We start from the raw sequence: 14087 nt of genomic DNA, 5'->3' as shown, positions 1-14087 counted from the left end.
TGGGCGCGTAGGGTCGTGCCCATGCTTGAGTCTACTGATTTCCATGCGAGTCGCCCGGAGGCGACCGGCTTTGCCGTGCTGCCCGGCGTGCCACTTCAGCAAAGCGCGCTGTGGTTCGCCGCCTGCGCCCGCCTCGGTGCCGACAGCCGCCCGGTGCCCGGGTGGCCCGGATGTCGCGCGCTTTTGCGACGCGTGCCGCTTCTGGGGCCGGTGGCGATGCTGTCGCGCCCGACAGGCGATCTCGCCCTTGGCTTGGCCCCTGGGCTGCGCGCCGATCTGGGCGCGCGGCATCTGGTCATCCATGCGGACACGCCCGCACAGGCGCAGGTTCTCGCCCGCTCCGGCTATCGACAGATCGCAGGGCCGCGCTGGATCGCCGAGCTTGCCCTGTCCCCCGATCTCGACCGAATGGCCGCACGCCTCGATCCCCGCTTCCGAAACCGGGTGCGCCGCGCGCTTTGCGGCGGCCTGCATGTCACCCGCCGCCCCTTCCCCGCCAATCCGGGTCACTGGCTGCTGCGCGCCGAACACCGTGCCGCGCGCCGCCTTGGCTACCGCCCGCTGCCCCCCGTCCTGATCGCGGCGCTGGCCGCCGCCCGCCCCGGCGCGGCGCAGCTGTTCACCGCGCATCTGGCCGGGCAGCGCGTGGCCGCGATGCTGTTCCTGCGCCACGGGCGCCGCGCCACCTACCAGATCGGCTGGTCCCGCCCCGAGGGGCGCGCAGCCTCGGCCGGAAACCTGCTTCTCTGGCGTGCCATGGTGGAGCTTCAGGCCTTGGGCTGCGACGCGCTCGACCTTGGCGCTGCCGACCCCGTCGCCGCCCCGGGCCTCGCCCTTTTCAAGCGCCATGCAGGTGCGCAGAGTCGCCCCCTCGGCGGCACGTGGCTCGATACCGCCCTTGTGCCGCTCCGCCGGAGAAAAGGCGCTGAACCGCCGGGGCGCCAGCCCCGGCGCGGGTCGCGCGCGCCAGCGCGGGAAACCTCTGCCGACGACCTCGCGCCGTCAGGTCTCGCGCGTCACCGGCATCCCCAACTCGCGCTCCAGCTGCCTCAGCAGGGCTTCGACGCGCGGGTTTCGTGTGCTGCCGACGGCGGCCTCCACCTCCTCCCTCCGGCCCTTGCGACCCGCGCGGATCATGTCCATCGGGCTCATCCCGCCGGTCGAGGTCTGGGCGCTGCCATGCAGGTAGATCGTCCGGCCCGGATCGGGGTGGCGCAATTCGATCACGTCGAGCGGCACCGCTTTCGAGCTGCCCACGCCGGACGGGTCGAACCCGGTCACATGGCCGATCCGGTGGTGGATATCGCGATAGGCGCTCAACGGTTCCTTCCACGTCTCGACGGCCTTGCCGCTCCGGTCGGTCACCCGGACCTTGCGCTTGGTGATCTCGACCTCGCGGCGCCATTGCAGCGTGCCGTTCATCTTGCGCCGGGTATGCGGTCCGACCAGCACGAGGAGGACGATCACGATCAACCCGGCTGCACGCAGCTGGCCCCCGTCCAGCACGCCGTTCGACAGGTTCGCGACAAGGATCGCGACCAGCAGGACGGCCATGAACACGCCAAAGACCAGGGGGGCGGTAGCGGCATTGAGCCGAAACGCCGACCGCCCCGGCGCACCCGCGCCGTAGGACCAGCGCCAAGGCCGCGCACCGGGGTTCAGGCGCGGCATCGGGCCGATGCGCTCAGCGGCCGGCAAGTCCGTCAGAAGGGTTTCGACTTTGTTGGGCATGGGATCTTCTCGGTCTTGAGGTCCCTTTTCGCAAAACACCGCGCGAGCGTCAGGTGGCGCGATTCCCTACCCCGCCACCATCCGCAGCAGCCGCGCGCGCCCGGGCGGCACGGCGCGGATCTCCAGCCCCGTGAAGACATGCAGCGTGCCAAGGTCGCGGTCGATCACCGCGTGGTCGCTGACCCAGCCGCCCATCAGCAGGTACGTGCGCAGCAGCGGCGGCATCTTGGCCTGCGCGCGCTTCAGGTCGGGCTTGCGTCGAAGCCGCTTGGCGAAATCGAAAACGGCGGGCGCCTTGACCCGCGGCAACCAGCGCGGCGGCGCAAGGTGCCGGTCGCGCAGCAACGCGAAAGCGTCGTAATAGTCCCGCGCCTCGGTCCCGTGGAAGGACGAGCAGCCGAACAGCATCTCGACCCCCTGTTCATCGACATAGGAGGTCATCGCGCCCCAGGCCACGCGCAGGATATCGGGGTCGCGCCGGTCCGGGTCGATGCAGAAGCGTCCCATCTCGACCATCGGCCCGTCGAATTCGGACAGGGCCGACAATTCGTAGAATTGCGCCGAATAGCTGCGCCCGATCTCGGCCCCGGAGGGCAGGTGCAGCATCCGGAAACAGCACACCAGCGCCCCGGTCCTGGCCTCTTCGATCAGGACATGGGCGCAGGCCGCGTCGAAATCGTCGCTGTCGCGCCCGTCACCGGGGGCGCCCTGCCCGCGGAACGCGCGCCATCTCAGGCGCTGCGCCGCCTCGATATCGTCCGGCGTCGAGGCCAGCCGCGCCCGATAGCGTCCTTTCGCGAGGTTCAGCATTCTCGCACCTCCTGCCCTGCCGAGACTCGCCCCGGTCCTAGCGGCCCCGAATGACGGGGATTTGACACGAGATGAAAATGACCTCTGCGGCGTGTCGCGGCAAGCAACGCCTTGCCGCACACGGCACCTTCTTCAAGAGATCAGAGTGTGTCGCCCAGATTGATCCGGCCGAAATTCGAAAGAAGCTGCTGGAAGAAGCCGAGGTTCTCGACCGTGGCCGCGGTCGTGCGGCGCGAAAGCTGCACATACTGCCCGTCTTCCAGGCCGAATCGTTCGACATTGCTGACCCGGCCGCCGGCATCGAAGGAGATGGCGACGATATCGCGCTCGATCACCTCGGGGGCGCGATAGGTGAAGTTCCGCACGCGGTAGGCGGTGTAAAACCACGCCTCATCCCGCATGACACCGGACGTCGCGGGGCGGCCCACCGTTTCGGCCACCTGCTCGCGGCTGTCGCCGATCTGCACCTGTGCAAGGTCCTCGGCCGGCGGAACGTATCCGTGATTGTCATAGGTCGCCGAGCAGGCCGCCAGCCCAAGACCAAGCGCGATGGCCAGCGCGATCCGGCGGCTGTTGCGGGAAAGACGGGTGGCGAATGTAGTGCCCATGGTGCCTCTGATCTCTCTCTGTCCGAACCGACCCGGGTCCGGCTGCGACTTGCACGGCGCGTCTGGCCTTTGTATCGCCTTAACTTATGGCAGACGACGGAGCAAGTTAAGCGCCCGAGCCGGCTTGCCCAGCCCGCTGTCCCCGTTTTCCGCCCGACAGGAGCCGCCGGAATGACGACCGAGACCCCGAAGGCCACGCCACCGCTGACGCCCGCGCGCCTGTCGCGCGCCGCCTCGCATGGCTTTTCCCTGACCCCCGACGCCACAGAGCGCGCCGCGCTGGCCGAGGAGCTTGGCATCGACGGCATCCGCAAATTGCGCTTCGAGGGCGAGTTGATCCCAGAGGGCAAGGCCGATTGGCGGCTTGAGGCGACGCTCGGCGCCACTGTCGTGCAGCCCTGCGTCGTGACGCTGGACCCGGTGGTTACCCGCATCGACGTACCGGTCACCCGCCGATTCCTCGCCGACATGACGCCCCCAGACCCCGACGACAAGGGCGAGGCGGAAATGCCCGAAGACGACACGGCGGAACCGTTGCCCGACCGGATCGACCCGGCCTTCGTGATGGCCGAAGCGCTGGCCCTGCACCTGCCGGATTACCCGCGCGCCGAGGGCGCCGACCTTGGCGAAGCCGTCTTCGCCGAGCCCGGCACCGACCCGATGACCGACGAGGATGCCAAGCCCTTGGCCGGTCTGAAGGCGCTGCGCGACAAGCTGGCGGGCGGTAAAAACGACGACGGCTGAGGCCTTGCGAAAGGCCCTTGGAAAAACGCTTGCATGGCGGGGGAATCCGAGTATGTTCCCGGCCTCATTCGCCCCCGGATGTCGAGTGTGGCGCGCGAGCCCGTGCGCTGCCGAAACGGTGGACCAGATCGGCCCGCCAGACCCGGATCAGCGCCTTGGCGCAAGGGGGCAGACGAGATAAAGAGACGATGGAACACGGGGCCGGCGCGATTGGGCGGGGCCCCTCGAAATTCGAGGTTGAGACATGGCTGTCCCCCAGAACAAGGTCACGCGGTCCCGCCGCAACATGCGCCGCGCCCATGATGCGCTGACCGCGGCCAATCCGAACGAGTGCCCCTCCTGCGGCGAACTCAAGCGCCCCCACCATGTCTGCCCGTCCTGCGGCACCTACAACGACCGTGAGGTCGTGGCCCAGGCCGACGAGATCGATCTCGACGAAGACGCGGCATAAGCCGGTCTCGGCGGCAGGCCGAAGATGGGTGACGGCACGGCACTAACCGGTGACTCGATTCCCGGGACGGTCCTTTCGATCGACGCGATGGGCGGTGATCGGGGGCCGTCTGTTGTAATTGACGGCATGGCCGCCGCGGTGGCCAAGAACCCGGACCTGCGGTTCATCCTGCACGGTGACCGCCCGGATCTTGAGCGCCTGATCGAGCGCAAGCGCGGCCTGGCCGAGCGGTGCGAGATTCGCCACGCCGAGGGCGTGGTACGCATGGACGAGAAACCGTCCAGCGTGCTCCGCCATGGCAAGAACACCTCGATGTGGTCGACCATCGAAGCCGTCCGGGCGGGCGAGGCCGAGGTCGCGATTTCCTGCGGCAACACCGGCGCGCTGATGCTGATGTCGATGACGCGGCTGCGCAAGATCGAGGGCGTGAACCGCCCGGCCATCGCCTGCCTCTGGCCGTCTCGCAACCCGTCGGGCTTCAACGTCATGCTGGATGTCGGCGCCGATATCCGCGCCGATGCCGAGGACCTGCTGCAATACGCGCTGATGGGCGCCAGCTATGCCCGCAACGGCATGGACCTGGCCCGCCCGCGCGTCGGGCTGCTGAATGTCGGCACCGAGGAACACAAGGGCCGCGCCGAGATCAAGGTTGCGGCCGAGCTGATCGCGCGCGTGGCCCCGGCGGCCGATTTCGAATTCGTCGGCTTTGTCGAGGGCGTCGATCTGCCTTCGGACAAGGTGGACGTGATCGTCACCGACGGGTTCACCGGCAATGTTGCGCTGAAGACCGGCGAAGGCACCGCCAAGATGATCAGCGAGCGCCTGCGCGAGGCCTTCACCTACACGCCGCTCAGCCGGATCGCGGCGCTGCTGGCCTATACCTCCCTGCGCCGCCTGTCCAAGAGCATCGACCCCCGCCGCGTGAATGGCGGGGTGTTCCTTGGCCTGAACGGGACGGTGGTGAAATCGCATGGCGCCTCGGACGCGACCGGCGTGGCCGCGGCGATCAAGCTGGCGGCCCGCCTGTCCGCCTCGGATTTCAACAAGCGCCTTGCCGCGCGGATCTCGCAGGCTGAACATGCCGCCGCCGCCGCCATGCAGGGGGACCAGGGCAAAGGGGCCGTTCAATGACCTTGCGTGCCGTCCCGGTCGGAATCGGCCATTACCTCCCCTCTCGCGTGGTCGAGAATGCCGAGTTCGAGAAAACGCTCGATACCAGCGACGAATGGATTCGGTCGCGCTCGGGCATCGAGCGTCGGCATTTCGCCGCCGAGGGCGAGACCACCAGCCAGATGGCCGTCGCCGCCTCGCGCGCCGCGCTGGACATGGCGGGGCTGACTCCGGCCGATATTGACGCCGTCGTCGTCGCCACTTCGACCCCCGACCTGACCTTTCCCTCCGTCGCCACCATGGTACAGGCGGGCCTCGGGATGGAGGGGGGATTCGCCTTCGACGTGCAGGCGGTCTGCGCGGGATTCGTCTATGCGCTGGCCAATGCCAACGCGCTGGTCGTCTCGGGGCAAGCGCGCCGCGTGCTGGTGATCGGGGCGGAAACCTTCAGCCGGATCATGGACTGGGAAGACCGCACGACCTGCGTTCTGTTCGGCGATGGCGCGGGCGCGCTGGTGCTGGAAGCGCAGGAGCAGGCGGGCACGGCCGCCGACCGCGGCGTGCTGGCCACCGACCTGCATTCGGATGGCCGGTTCCGCGATCTGCTTTATGTCGACGGCGGTGTGTCGGCCACCGGCTCGGCCGGCGTGCTGAAGATGGAAGGCCGTGAGGTTTTCCGCCATGCCGTTGAAAAGCTTGCAGAAACTGCGTATGCCGCGCTGGAGAAAGCGGGCGCCACGGCCGAGGATGTCGACTGGATCGTGCCGCATCAGGCGAACCTGCGCATCATCACCCGCACCGCGCAGAAGATGGGTGTCGGCATGGATCGGGTCGTTGTGACGGTCCAGGATCACGGCAATACTTCGGCGGCGTCCATCCCGCTGGCCCTGTCCGTCGGGGTCGAGCGTGGCCAGATCAAGCGCGGCGATCTGCTGGTGGCCGAGGCCATTGGCGGCGGCCTGGCCTGGGGCGCGGTGGTGCTGCGCTGGTAGCGCGGATCCGCGCGCAAACACCGGGCTCCAAACCCCTGCATTGACTTGAGAAATCGCATCCCGCATCTTGGGAGACAACCAAGGCGGGGGGTGATCGGAATGGCTGGCAAGACTTTGACCCGGATGGACCTGTCCGAAGCGGTGTTCCGCGAAGTGGGCTTGTCGCGCAACGAAAGCGCGCAACTGGTCGAACGTGTGCTCGAAATGATGTCCGACGCGCTGGTCGAGGGCGAACAGGTCAAGATCTCGTCCTTCGGCACCTTCTCGGTCCGGTCGAAATCGGCCCGGGTCGGTCGCAACCCCAAGACCGGCGAAGAGGTTCCGATCAGCCCGCGCCGCGTGCTGACCTTCCGCCCCTCGCACCTGATGAAGGATCGCGTGGCGGCCGGGAACAAGGCCTGAGCCGGCCGGACGAGACAGCGCACAGGTCGGGCCAAACCCGACCGTGACACGAGGATCAGTGCAGGACCCGGGGACAGGACAGGCCCATGAGCAAATCCCCCGATGCGTTTCGAACCATCCGTGAAGTCGCCGACTGGCTTGGCGTCGCCCCTCATGTTTTGCGCTTCTGGGAATCGAAATTCAGCCAGATCCGCCCGGTCAAACGCGCCGGGGGTCGGCGCTATTACCGGCCCGCGGACATGGAATTGGTGGGCGGGATCAAGGTGCTGCTGCATGACCGGGGCATGACGATCCGGGGCGCGCAACGGATGATCCGCGAAGAAGGCGTCGCCGCGGTCATGGCGCTCTCCCCGTCGCCGGACGAGACGCAAGGCCCCATTGAACCCATTGAGGGCATCGCCGAAGAGGGGACATGGCAGAGCGATGCCGAGGCCGATATCGCCGAGACCGGGGGGACCGAGCCCTCCGCCGACGATAGCCCCGTGACCGACTCCCAAACGGAGCCCGACTTGGCACCCGAATCCGAACCCGAACTCGATCTCGCGCCTGAGCCTAAGCCTGAGCCTGAGCCTGAGCCTGAGCCTGAGCCTGAGCCTGAGCCTGAGCCTGAGCCTGAGCCTGAGCCTGAGCCTGAGCCTGAGCCTGAGCCTGAGCCTGAGCCTGAGCCTGAGCCTGAGCAGGCAAGCCCTGCCCCAACTGAAACGCCAGAAGAAAATGGCGCCCCCGACACGCCGCAACCCGCGCCGGTCGAAATGGCCGAGCTTGATGCGCCACAAGACAAGGTCGAAGAGCAGGCCCCAGCCGAGGCCCCGACCGAAGTCGCCGAGCAAGACGACACCACCGCGCCGGACACCGATGCACCAAAGCCGGACCAGCCCGATCTCAGCCCTGCCGACGCGTTGGACCGGCTGGCACAGCTTGCAACGACAAGGCCGGTGCCCGCGGAAACACTGGCCGCGATGCGCCGTTTGCGGCAGCGTCTCGAAACGCCCCCGGCAGAGCTTTGACCCCGTCTGGCAGCCCCGCCGGAAAACTGCCGCAAGCCGCTCTTGGCCCCCTTGCGCCCCGGCTCAAAATCGCTAGAACACCCCTCACGTCGGGCTATGGCGCAGCCTGGTAGCGCGTCCGTCTGGGGGACGGAAGGTCGCAGGTTCAAGTCCTGCTAGCCCGACCATGGAAAAACCGCCTTGCCCTCCGGGGTTGGGCGGTTTTTTCTTGCCCAATCCGAACGCCCGGGCCGAACGCCCAGGAACGAGAGGCCTGCCATGACCGACACCGCTTCCGGAGTGCTGCCCGACCACCGCCTGCGCGCCATGATCGACGCGGGCGAAATCGCGGCCGATCCCGCCGTCACGGCCGGGCAGATCCAGCCCGCCTCCCTCGATCTGCGGCTTGGAACGGTGGCCTACCGCGTCCGGGCGTCCTTTCTTGCAGGCGAAGGCAACAAGCTCTCCGAGCGCCTGCCGGAATTCGAGATGCACCGCATGGACCTGAGCAAGGGCGCGGTGCTGGAAAAGGGCTGCGTCTATGTCGTCCCGCTGATGGAGCGGCTTGCCCTGCCCGCCGGGGTCTCGGCCGTCGCCAATGCCAAAAGCTCCACCGGCCGGGTCGATTGCCTGACCCGCGTGATCACCGATGGCGGGACCGAGTTCGACCGCATCGCGCCGGGCTATGCCGGCCCGCTCTATGCCGAGATCTGCCCGCGCTCCTTCTCGGTGCTGGTCAAGCCGGGCCTTGCGCTGAACCAGATCCGCTTTCGCCGGGGCGAAGCCGTGCTGGACGACGACGAATTGCGCAGCCGTCACGCCGACACCCCGCTGGTCACCGGCACCGACCGCGCCGTGATCGACGACGGGCTCGGCTTCTCGGTCGATCTTCAGCCCGAGACCGGGACGCTGGTCGGCTACCGCGCCAAACCCCATGCCGGGGTGATCGACCTGACGCAAATCGGCGCCCATGACGTGGCCGAGTTCTGGGAAGAGGTCCGCAGCGACCGGGGCCGCATCATCCTCGACCCGGGCGCCTTCTACATCCTCGTCAGCCGCGAGGCGGTGACCATCCCGCCCGATTGCGCCGCCGAGATGGCCCCGTATCTCGCCATGGTCGGCGAATTCCGCGTGCATTACGCGGGTTTCTTCGACCCGGGTTTCGGTCACGGCATCCCGGCCCGCGGCGTTCTCGAAGTGCGCTGCCACGAGGCCCCTTTCGTGCTGGAACACGGGCAAGTGGTGGGCCGCCTCGTCTACGAACGCATGGCTGAGGCGCCCGAGCATCTCTACGGTGCCGATCTGGCCTCGAACTACCAGGGCCAGGGGCTGAAACTCTCCAAGCATTTCAAGGCCTGAGCTACCCGTTCATCCTGGAAAGGGACCTGCAAAGCGCGTTTGTGGCGGCGACAAGACGGCCTGCCCGCCATCGACTCTGCAGCTTTTTCTTCAACGGCGTCGGCGCCACCGCTTTGAAATGCGCGCTATCCCCAAGGCGCAGGATCATCCGGCATGACGCGACCGAAGACATTTTCGCGGTGCCAGCGCAGGTTCTCCGGATGCGGCGCATCGCGCGGATCCTCGGGCCGGACCAGCTTGCCACCAGGCGCAATGAGCCGCCCCACGACATCACCTGGCACCTTGTTGTGAGAGACGAGGATCGTCTCGCAATCCTCCGCGACAGAGATCAGACCGCGATCAAACATCCAGTGCAAAGTCCCCGAGAGTGCCAGCCCGTTGCGCACCGAGTCGCTGCCCCGGCTTTCGACAGGCCGAATATGCGCCGCCTGCACCTCGGGGCGCCCGCCGCCATTGCGCAACATCAGGCCAGACACGGCGCAGCGATAGCCATAGGCCGCACGCACCTTCCGGCGGAACGCGACATCGCGATAGGGCCTGCGGGTGAGCCGCTCAAGGACCGGGCGCTCGAACGGGTCAGCCCCTTCGCCAAATCCCGCTGGCTGCGGATCGTAGCGTGTCGCCTCGATCCGCTCCAGGTCCTGCGGCAGGCCCAGGTTGACGATGCGCGCGAACTCCGCCTCCGGCAATCGCCGCACGGCAAGCTGCACCGCGCCCCCTTTTTTCGGCGTGCCGTCCGGCTCGGTCAAAGCCGCTTCCAACGGGCGCCCCTCCACCAGCCGCGGCACGTCCTGGTCAAAGGGCAGAAAACTGCCCGGCTCGATCATGGCGAGGAAGCGCCCATCGACGCCCGGCTTGGGAAGGACCCGATCGATCTTCGCAACCGCAAAATACCCGCGCGGCCCGGCCTTGACCGGCTCGTAATAAACGATCCAGTCACCGACCGCCGCCTCCATCGCCTTCAGATAGGGGCGCGGAAAGTCATAGACCACGTCTGGCTCATCCTCGTAGATCGAGTCGGCCTTGTGCAGGAGGACCAGCTTAACCATGCGTCCAGGAAATCGGTAAACAACCGGAACACAAGGGGTTTATTCGCCTGGCCCGCCCCTTCATCTTGGCAAAAAACTCCGGGGGAGCGCGCAACGCGCGCGTGGGGGCAGAGCCCCCGTCCCGGCCCGCCCCAACGCGCAGCCCTGGCAGAAAAGTCCCCCCGCAGCGCGCCAGCGCTGCCACCGCCGTCGCAGATCGCAGGCCGAAGGCCGAGACGCGCGGCAAGCCCTCGCTCAGACCGACCGGCCCGCGTACTCGATCGGGTGACGTGCAAGCTCCGCCTGCTGTTCGGGCGTCAATCGCTCGAAAGGCAGGACATAGGTGTGGATCGAGAACACCACCGCTCCCGTTCGCGGCAGGCGCAGCAGGCATTGGCGTTCTGAGCGCAGGTAGTCGGGACGGGTTGTCGGCGTGACGCGCGGTTGCGCCTCGGTCGCGGGCTGAAACAGCGTCGGGTCGGCATAAAGCAACGCGTTCTGCCGCCACAGCGGCCGGCCCGGCTTGATCCCGTCGAACAGGCGCTGCACCCGCGGCGCGATGCCGTCGTCATACTGCGCCACAGGGATATGGATCGCCGTCAGCGGGCGGCCGATCTTCTCGGCCAGCGTCCAGCTCGCTGGGAAACACAGGACTGCCGCTGTCAGCACGTGCTCCTCCGCGCCGTCCGGCTTTTGCAGCAAGCACAGATCCTCCTGCACCAACCGCGCCGCGACCACCAGCGGCGTGTCCGAGGCGAGGTCCACCGCCACGCCATCCGGCCGCGTGACCGTCTCGCCCCGCCGTGAAAACCCCTCGGGCAAATGGGCGATCACCGTTTCCAGCAGCTCCGCCGAGGCGGCCTCAGACACTGGCGTCTCGGCCCAGACTCGGCCGCGCGCCTCGGCGATCAGCCGGTCGCGCAGCGCCATCTGCCCGCCATAGGCTTCGTCCGTGACCAGCCATTCCGCCATGTCGAGCGGCGCGATCCCCGGCAGCTTGCGGCCAACCGGCGTCATCCAGGGCGCGCTCGGCAGCCGTTCATGCAGGACAGGGTCACCCATTTCCGACCTTTCTTGCCGCGAATTGGCGCGCCGGGCCAGTATGACCCTCGCAGGATTTTCCCCATCGCCGCCATGCGCGTGAGGGAGGTGCGCCATGAATGAAGCCTATCGACTGCCCGCGCGCAAGATCGACCCGACCAAGGGCGTCACCCTGCCCGACGGCACCCTAAACGACCAGGACCGGATCGAGATCGGCCCCACGCCGCTGGCCTATGCCGAGTGGGAGGCGGCGGGCCTGACCCTGCCCGATCTGCCCGCCATGCGGGCCTGGCGCTTGCACCGGCTGGTGGACCGTCTGGCCGAGCGCGATTACGCAGGCGTGTTGATGTTCGACCCGCTCAACATCCGCTACGCGACCGACTCGACCAATATGCAGCTTTGGAACACCCACAACCCGTTCCGCGCCTGCCTCGTCTGCGCCGATGGGCACATGGTCTTGTGGGATTACAAGAATTCCCCCTTCCTCGCCGATCACAACCCGCTGGTGGCCGAGGTCCGCTCGGGCGCGTCGATGTTCTATTTCGCCACGGGCGACAGCGGCGGTGCGGCGGCGGCGGAGTTCGCGGGGCAAGTGTCCGAGATCCTCGGCACCCATGCGGGGACCAACACGCGGCTCGCCGTGGACAAGATCATGTGGCAAGGCGCCCGCGCGTTGGAGGCGGCCGGCCTGACGCTGTTCGACGGAGAGGAGGTCACCGAGAAGGCCCGCGCGATCAAGGGCCCCGACGAGATCCGCGCCATGCGCTGCGCCAGCCATGCCTGCGAGGCCTCGGTCGCCGCGATGGAGGATGCCTGCCAGCCCGGCCTGACCGAGGACGATATCTGGGCCGTGCTGCATGCCGAAAACATCCGCCGCGGCGGCGAGTGGATCGAAACGCGCCTTCTGGCCTCGGGGCCGCGCACCAACCCGTGGTTCCAGGAATGCGGGCCGCGCCGGGTGCAGGAGAACGAGATCGTGGCCTTCGACACTGACCTGATCGGCTGCTATGGCATTTGCATCGACATCTCGCGCACCTGGTGGGTCGGCCCCGACCGTCCTCGCCCCGACATGGTCGAGGCGATGCAGCATGCCCATGAGCACATCATGACCAACATGGCATTACTGCGCCCCGGCGTTTCGTTCCGCGAGTTGACCTTTGGTGGCCACCAACTCGCCCCGAAATACGATGCGCGCAAGTATTCCTGCCGCTTCCACGGTGTAGGCCTGTGCGATGAATGGCCCCTGATCGCCTATCCCGACCACTACGTCGAAGGCGCGTTCGACTACGAGGTGGAACCCGGCATGACCTTCTGCGTCGAGGCGCTGGTGGGCGAAGAGGGCGGCGATTTCTGCATCAAGCTGGAGGATCAGGTTCTGATCACCGAGGATGGCTACGAGACCCTTACGCGCTATCCGTTCGATGCGGCGCTCATGGGTAGCCCCTAGACCGACTCGACACCGCACGGTCCGACACGACCGCGTGACCGAACCCGGCTTCGGGTTGCGACCCAACGCAACTGCACACATGCTCTGCCGGACTGAAGGAGCGCGTTCATGCCCACCGAAAAACTGACCTTTCCCGGACATGCGGGCGACACGCTCGCCGCGCGGCTGGACCTGCCCGAGGGGCCGCATCTGGCCACGGCGCTGTTTGCGCATTGCTTCACCTGCGGCAAGGATATCGTGGCGGCGCGGCGCATCGCGGCACGTCTTGCCGCCGAGGGGATCGCGGTTCTGCGCTTCGATTTCACCGGGCTGGGCCACAGTGCAGGAGAATTTCGCAATACCTCCTTCACCTCGAACGTCGCTGACTTGCACGCGGCAGCCGCGGCGCTGGCCGCGCGGGGCATGGACCCCAGCCTGGTGATCGGCCACTCGCTGGGGGGTGCAGCGGTGCTGAAGGCGGCGCGTGGCATCCCGTCGGCCAAGGCAGTCGTAACCATCGGCGCGCCCTTCGACCCGGCCCATGTCACCCACAATTTCGGCGACGCGCTGGAGCGGATCGAACGCGACGGGGCGGGCGAGGTGGATCTGGGCGGGCGGCCCGTGCAGATCGGGCGCGGCTTTGTCGAAGACGTGCAGGGCGAGGCGATTGCCGGGGACATCGCGCATCTGGGACGCGCCCTGCTCGTCCTGCACGCACCGCGCGACGCGGTGGTGGGGATCGACAACGCCACACGGATCTTCATGGCCGCCAAGCACCCGAAAAGCTTCGTCACGCTCGACGATGCGGACCACCTGATCACGCGGGCCGGCGATGCGGAATATGCCGCCGGTGTCATTGCAAGCTGGGCGCAGCGCTACCTTGCGCTGTCGCCCCCGGCCCCACCGCCCGGCGCCCCCGAGGGCATCACACGCGTCTCCGAGGCCGACCCGACCGGCTTCCTGCAAGACGTGATGGCAGGCCCGCTCCACCATGTGCTGGCCGATGAGCCTCGCAGCTATGGCGGCACGGATCGGGGCTTTACCCCTTACCAATTCCTCGCCGCAGGTCTGGGCGCCTGCACGTCCATGACCATCCGCATGTATGCGCGGCGCAAGGGCTGGCCCCTTGATCACGTGTCGGTCGATGTGCGCCACGACCGGGTGCATGCGCAGGACGCCAGTGCCCACACCCCGTTAGACCGGTTCACCCGGATCATCACGCTGGAGGGGGATCTGAGCGACGACCAGCGCCGCCGATTGCGCGACATCGCTGACCGGTGCCCCGTACACAAGACACTGGAGGCCGGTGCGACCGTCGACACCGAGGTAAAATCCACGCCGGCCGCGCCTTGATCCCGATCAAGGCGCGCGGCATTGCGTCGTCCCAAGCTGCGCCAAC

At 67.7% G+C, this 14087-nt stretch carries 14 protein-coding genes, 1 tRNA gene and 1 pseudogene; 11 read left to right on the top strand and 5 right to left on the bottom strand.

Going from position 1 to position 14087, the window contains the following annotated elements:
• Positions 1–21 precede the first annotated feature (21 nt).
• A pseudogene (locus KUV65_RS18240) lies at positions 22–750 on the top strand (GNAT family N-acetyltransferase); the annotation flags it as partial.
• 252 nt (positions 751–1002) lie between these two features.
• Here the strand turns inward: KUV65_RS18240 and KUV65_RS01240 are convergent.
• From KUV65_RS01240 to KUV65_RS01230, 3 genes are all read right to left on the bottom strand, one after another.
• Complete coding sequence (locus tag KUV65_RS01240) at positions 1003–1731, bottom strand: hypothetical protein (RefSeq protein ID WP_222187050.1); 729 nt, start codon at positions 1729–1731, stop codon at positions 1003–1005.
• A 66-nt stretch (positions 1732–1797) separates the two neighbouring features.
• Positions 1798–2541, bottom strand: a complete 744-nt coding sequence (locus tag KUV65_RS01235) for a GNAT family N-acetyltransferase (protein WP_222187049.1) — start codon at positions 2539–2541, stop codon at positions 1798–1800.
• Between the two features lie 140 nt (positions 2542–2681).
• Positions 2682–3149: an outer membrane protein assembly factor BamE gene (locus tag KUV65_RS01230; RefSeq protein ID WP_222187048.1), complete on the bottom strand. Its 468-nt coding sequence runs from the start codon at positions 3147–3149 to the stop codon at positions 2682–2684.
• A gap of 171 nt (positions 3150–3320) precedes the next feature.
• On the opposite strand from KUV65_RS01230, the gene KUV65_RS01225 reads away from it, so the two are divergent.
• From KUV65_RS01225 to KUV65_RS01190, 8 genes are all read left to right on the top strand, one after another.
• Complete coding sequence (locus KUV65_RS01225; RefSeq protein WP_222187047.1) at positions 3321–3893, top strand: YceD family protein; 573 nt, start codon at positions 3321–3323, stop codon at positions 3891–3893.
• Between the two features lie 244 nt (positions 3894–4137).
• A complete protein-coding gene (gene rpmF / locus KUV65_RS01220) occupies positions 4138–4344 on the top strand; it encodes a 50S ribosomal protein L32 (protein ID WP_222187046.1) in 207 nt (68 codons plus the stop codon).
• A gap of 24 nt (positions 4345–4368) precedes the next feature.
• Entirely contained in the window at positions 4369–5475 is a 1107-nt protein-coding gene (gene plsX, locus KUV65_RS01215; RefSeq protein ID WP_222187045.1) for a phosphate acyltransferase PlsX, read from the top strand.
• Positions 5472–6446, top strand: a complete 975-nt coding sequence (locus KUV65_RS01210) for a beta-ketoacyl-ACP synthase III (protein ID WP_222187044.1) — start codon at positions 5472–5474, stop codon at positions 6444–6446. Before plsX ends, KUV65_RS01210 begins: the two co-directional genes overlap by 4 nt.
• A 99-nt stretch (positions 6447–6545) precedes the next feature.
• Positions 6546–6848 (top strand): integration host factor subunit alpha, encoded by a 303-nt coding sequence (ihfA, locus tag KUV65_RS01205; protein WP_222187043.1) that lies wholly within the window; start codon positions 6546–6548, stop codon positions 6846–6848.
• Between the two features lie 86 nt (positions 6849–6934).
• The gene (locus KUV65_RS01200; protein WP_222187042.1) at positions 6935–7855 is read left to right on the top strand and encodes a MerR family transcriptional regulator; all 921 of its coding nucleotides are present in this window, start codon (positions 6935–6937) and stop codon (positions 7853–7855) included.
• 90 nt (positions 7856–7945) lie between these two features.
• Positions 7946–8022: transfer RNA gene (locus tag KUV65_RS01195), tRNA-Pro, on the top strand.
• A 91-nt stretch (positions 8023–8113) separates the two neighbouring features.
• The gene (locus KUV65_RS01190) at positions 8114–9193 is read left to right on the top strand and encodes a 2'-deoxycytidine 5'-triphosphate deaminase (protein WP_222187041.1); all 1080 of its coding nucleotides are present in this window, start codon (positions 8114–8116) and stop codon (positions 9191–9193) included.
• A gap of 125 nt (positions 9194–9318) precedes the next feature.
• Here KUV65_RS01190 and KUV65_RS01185 read toward each other — a convergent pair whose 3' ends face one another.
• Positions 9319–10242 (bottom strand): HNH endonuclease, encoded by a 924-nt coding sequence (locus tag KUV65_RS01185; RefSeq protein ID WP_222187040.1) that lies wholly within the window; start codon positions 10240–10242, stop codon positions 9319–9321.
• 234 nt (positions 10243–10476) lie between these two features.
• Positions 10477–11283, bottom strand: coding sequence for a heme-dependent oxidative N-demethylase family protein (locus tag KUV65_RS01180; RefSeq protein WP_222187039.1), 807 nt, complete (start codon positions 11281–11283; stop codon positions 10477–10479).
• 94 nt (positions 11284–11377) lie between these two features.
• Here KUV65_RS01180 and dddP point away from each other — a divergent pair, with 94 nt between their 5' ends.
• Positions 11378–12709 carry a dimethylsulfonioproprionate lyase DddP gene (gene dddP, locus KUV65_RS01175; RefSeq protein WP_222187038.1) on the top strand — a complete coding sequence of 444 codons (1332 nt, stop codon included), beginning with the start codon at positions 11378–11380 and terminating at the stop codon, positions 12707–12709.
• A 108-nt stretch (positions 12710–12817) separates the two neighbouring features.
• Positions 12818–14041 carry a bifunctional alpha/beta hydrolase/OsmC family protein gene (locus KUV65_RS01170; protein WP_222187037.1) on the top strand — a complete coding sequence of 408 codons (1224 nt, stop codon included), beginning with the start codon at positions 12818–12820 and terminating at the stop codon, positions 14039–14041.
• Positions 14042–14087: the final 46 nt, after the last annotated feature.

Origin of the sequence: Maritalea mobilis, from assembly GCF_019800885.1 — a bacterium.
In the GTDB taxonomy this organism is placed as follows: Bacteria; Pseudomonadota; Alphaproteobacteria; order Rhodobacterales; family Rhodobacteraceae; genus Roseibacterium; species Roseibacterium beibuensis.
Note: the sequence above shows the minus strand (reverse complement) of the source record. Positions and strands in the feature narration are given on the sequence as shown.

Bases quoted from the DNA above. Each gene is read 5' to 3' on its own strand.
- KUV65_RS01240 (WP_222187050.1), bottom strand. From the start codon at position 1,731: ATGCCCAACAAAGTCGAAACCCTTCTGACGGACTTGCCGGCCGCTGAG.
- KUV65_RS01235 (WP_222187049.1), bottom strand. From the start codon at position 2,541: ATGCTGAACCTCGCGAAAGGACGCTATCGGGCGCGGCTGGCCTCGACG.
- KUV65_RS01230 (WP_222187048.1), bottom strand. From the start codon at position 3,149: ATGGGCACTACATTCGCCACCCGTCTTTCCCGCAACAGCCGCCGGATC.
- KUV65_RS01225 (WP_222187047.1), top strand. From the start codon at position 3,321: ATGACGACCGAGACCCCGAAGGCCACGCCACCGCTGACGCCCGCGCGC.
- rpmF (WP_222187046.1), top strand. From the start codon at position 4,138: ATGGCTGTCCCCCAGAACAAGGTCACGCGGTCCCGCCGCAACATGCGC.
- plsX (WP_222187045.1), top strand. From the start codon at position 4,369: ATGGGTGACGGCACGGCACTAACCGGTGACTCGATTCCCGGGACGGTC.
- KUV65_RS01210 (WP_222187044.1), top strand. From the start codon at position 5,472: ATGACCTTGCGTGCCGTCCCGGTCGGAATCGGCCATTACCTCCCCTCT.
- ihfA (WP_222187043.1), top strand. From the start codon at position 6,546: ATGGCTGGCAAGACTTTGACCCGGATGGACCTGTCCGAAGCGGTGTTC.
- KUV65_RS01200 (WP_222187042.1), top strand. From the start codon at position 6,935: ATGAGCAAATCCCCCGATGCGTTTCGAACCATCCGTGAAGTCGCCGAC.
- KUV65_RS01190 (WP_222187041.1), top strand. From the start codon at position 8,114: ATGACCGACACCGCTTCCGGAGTGCTGCCCGACCACCGCCTGCGCGCC.
- KUV65_RS01185 (WP_222187040.1), bottom strand. From the start codon at position 10,242: ATGGTTAAGCTGGTCCTCCTGCACAAGGCCGACTCGATCTACGAGGAT.
- KUV65_RS01180 (WP_222187039.1), bottom strand. From the start codon at position 11,283: ATGGGTGACCCTGTCCTGCATGAACGGCTGCCGAGCGCGCCCTGGATG.
- dddP (WP_222187038.1), top strand. From the start codon at position 11,378: ATGAATGAAGCCTATCGACTGCCCGCGCGCAAGATCGACCCGACCAAG.
- KUV65_RS01170 (WP_222187037.1), top strand. From the start codon at position 12,818: ATGCCCACCGAAAAACTGACCTTTCCCGGACATGCGGGCGACACGCTC.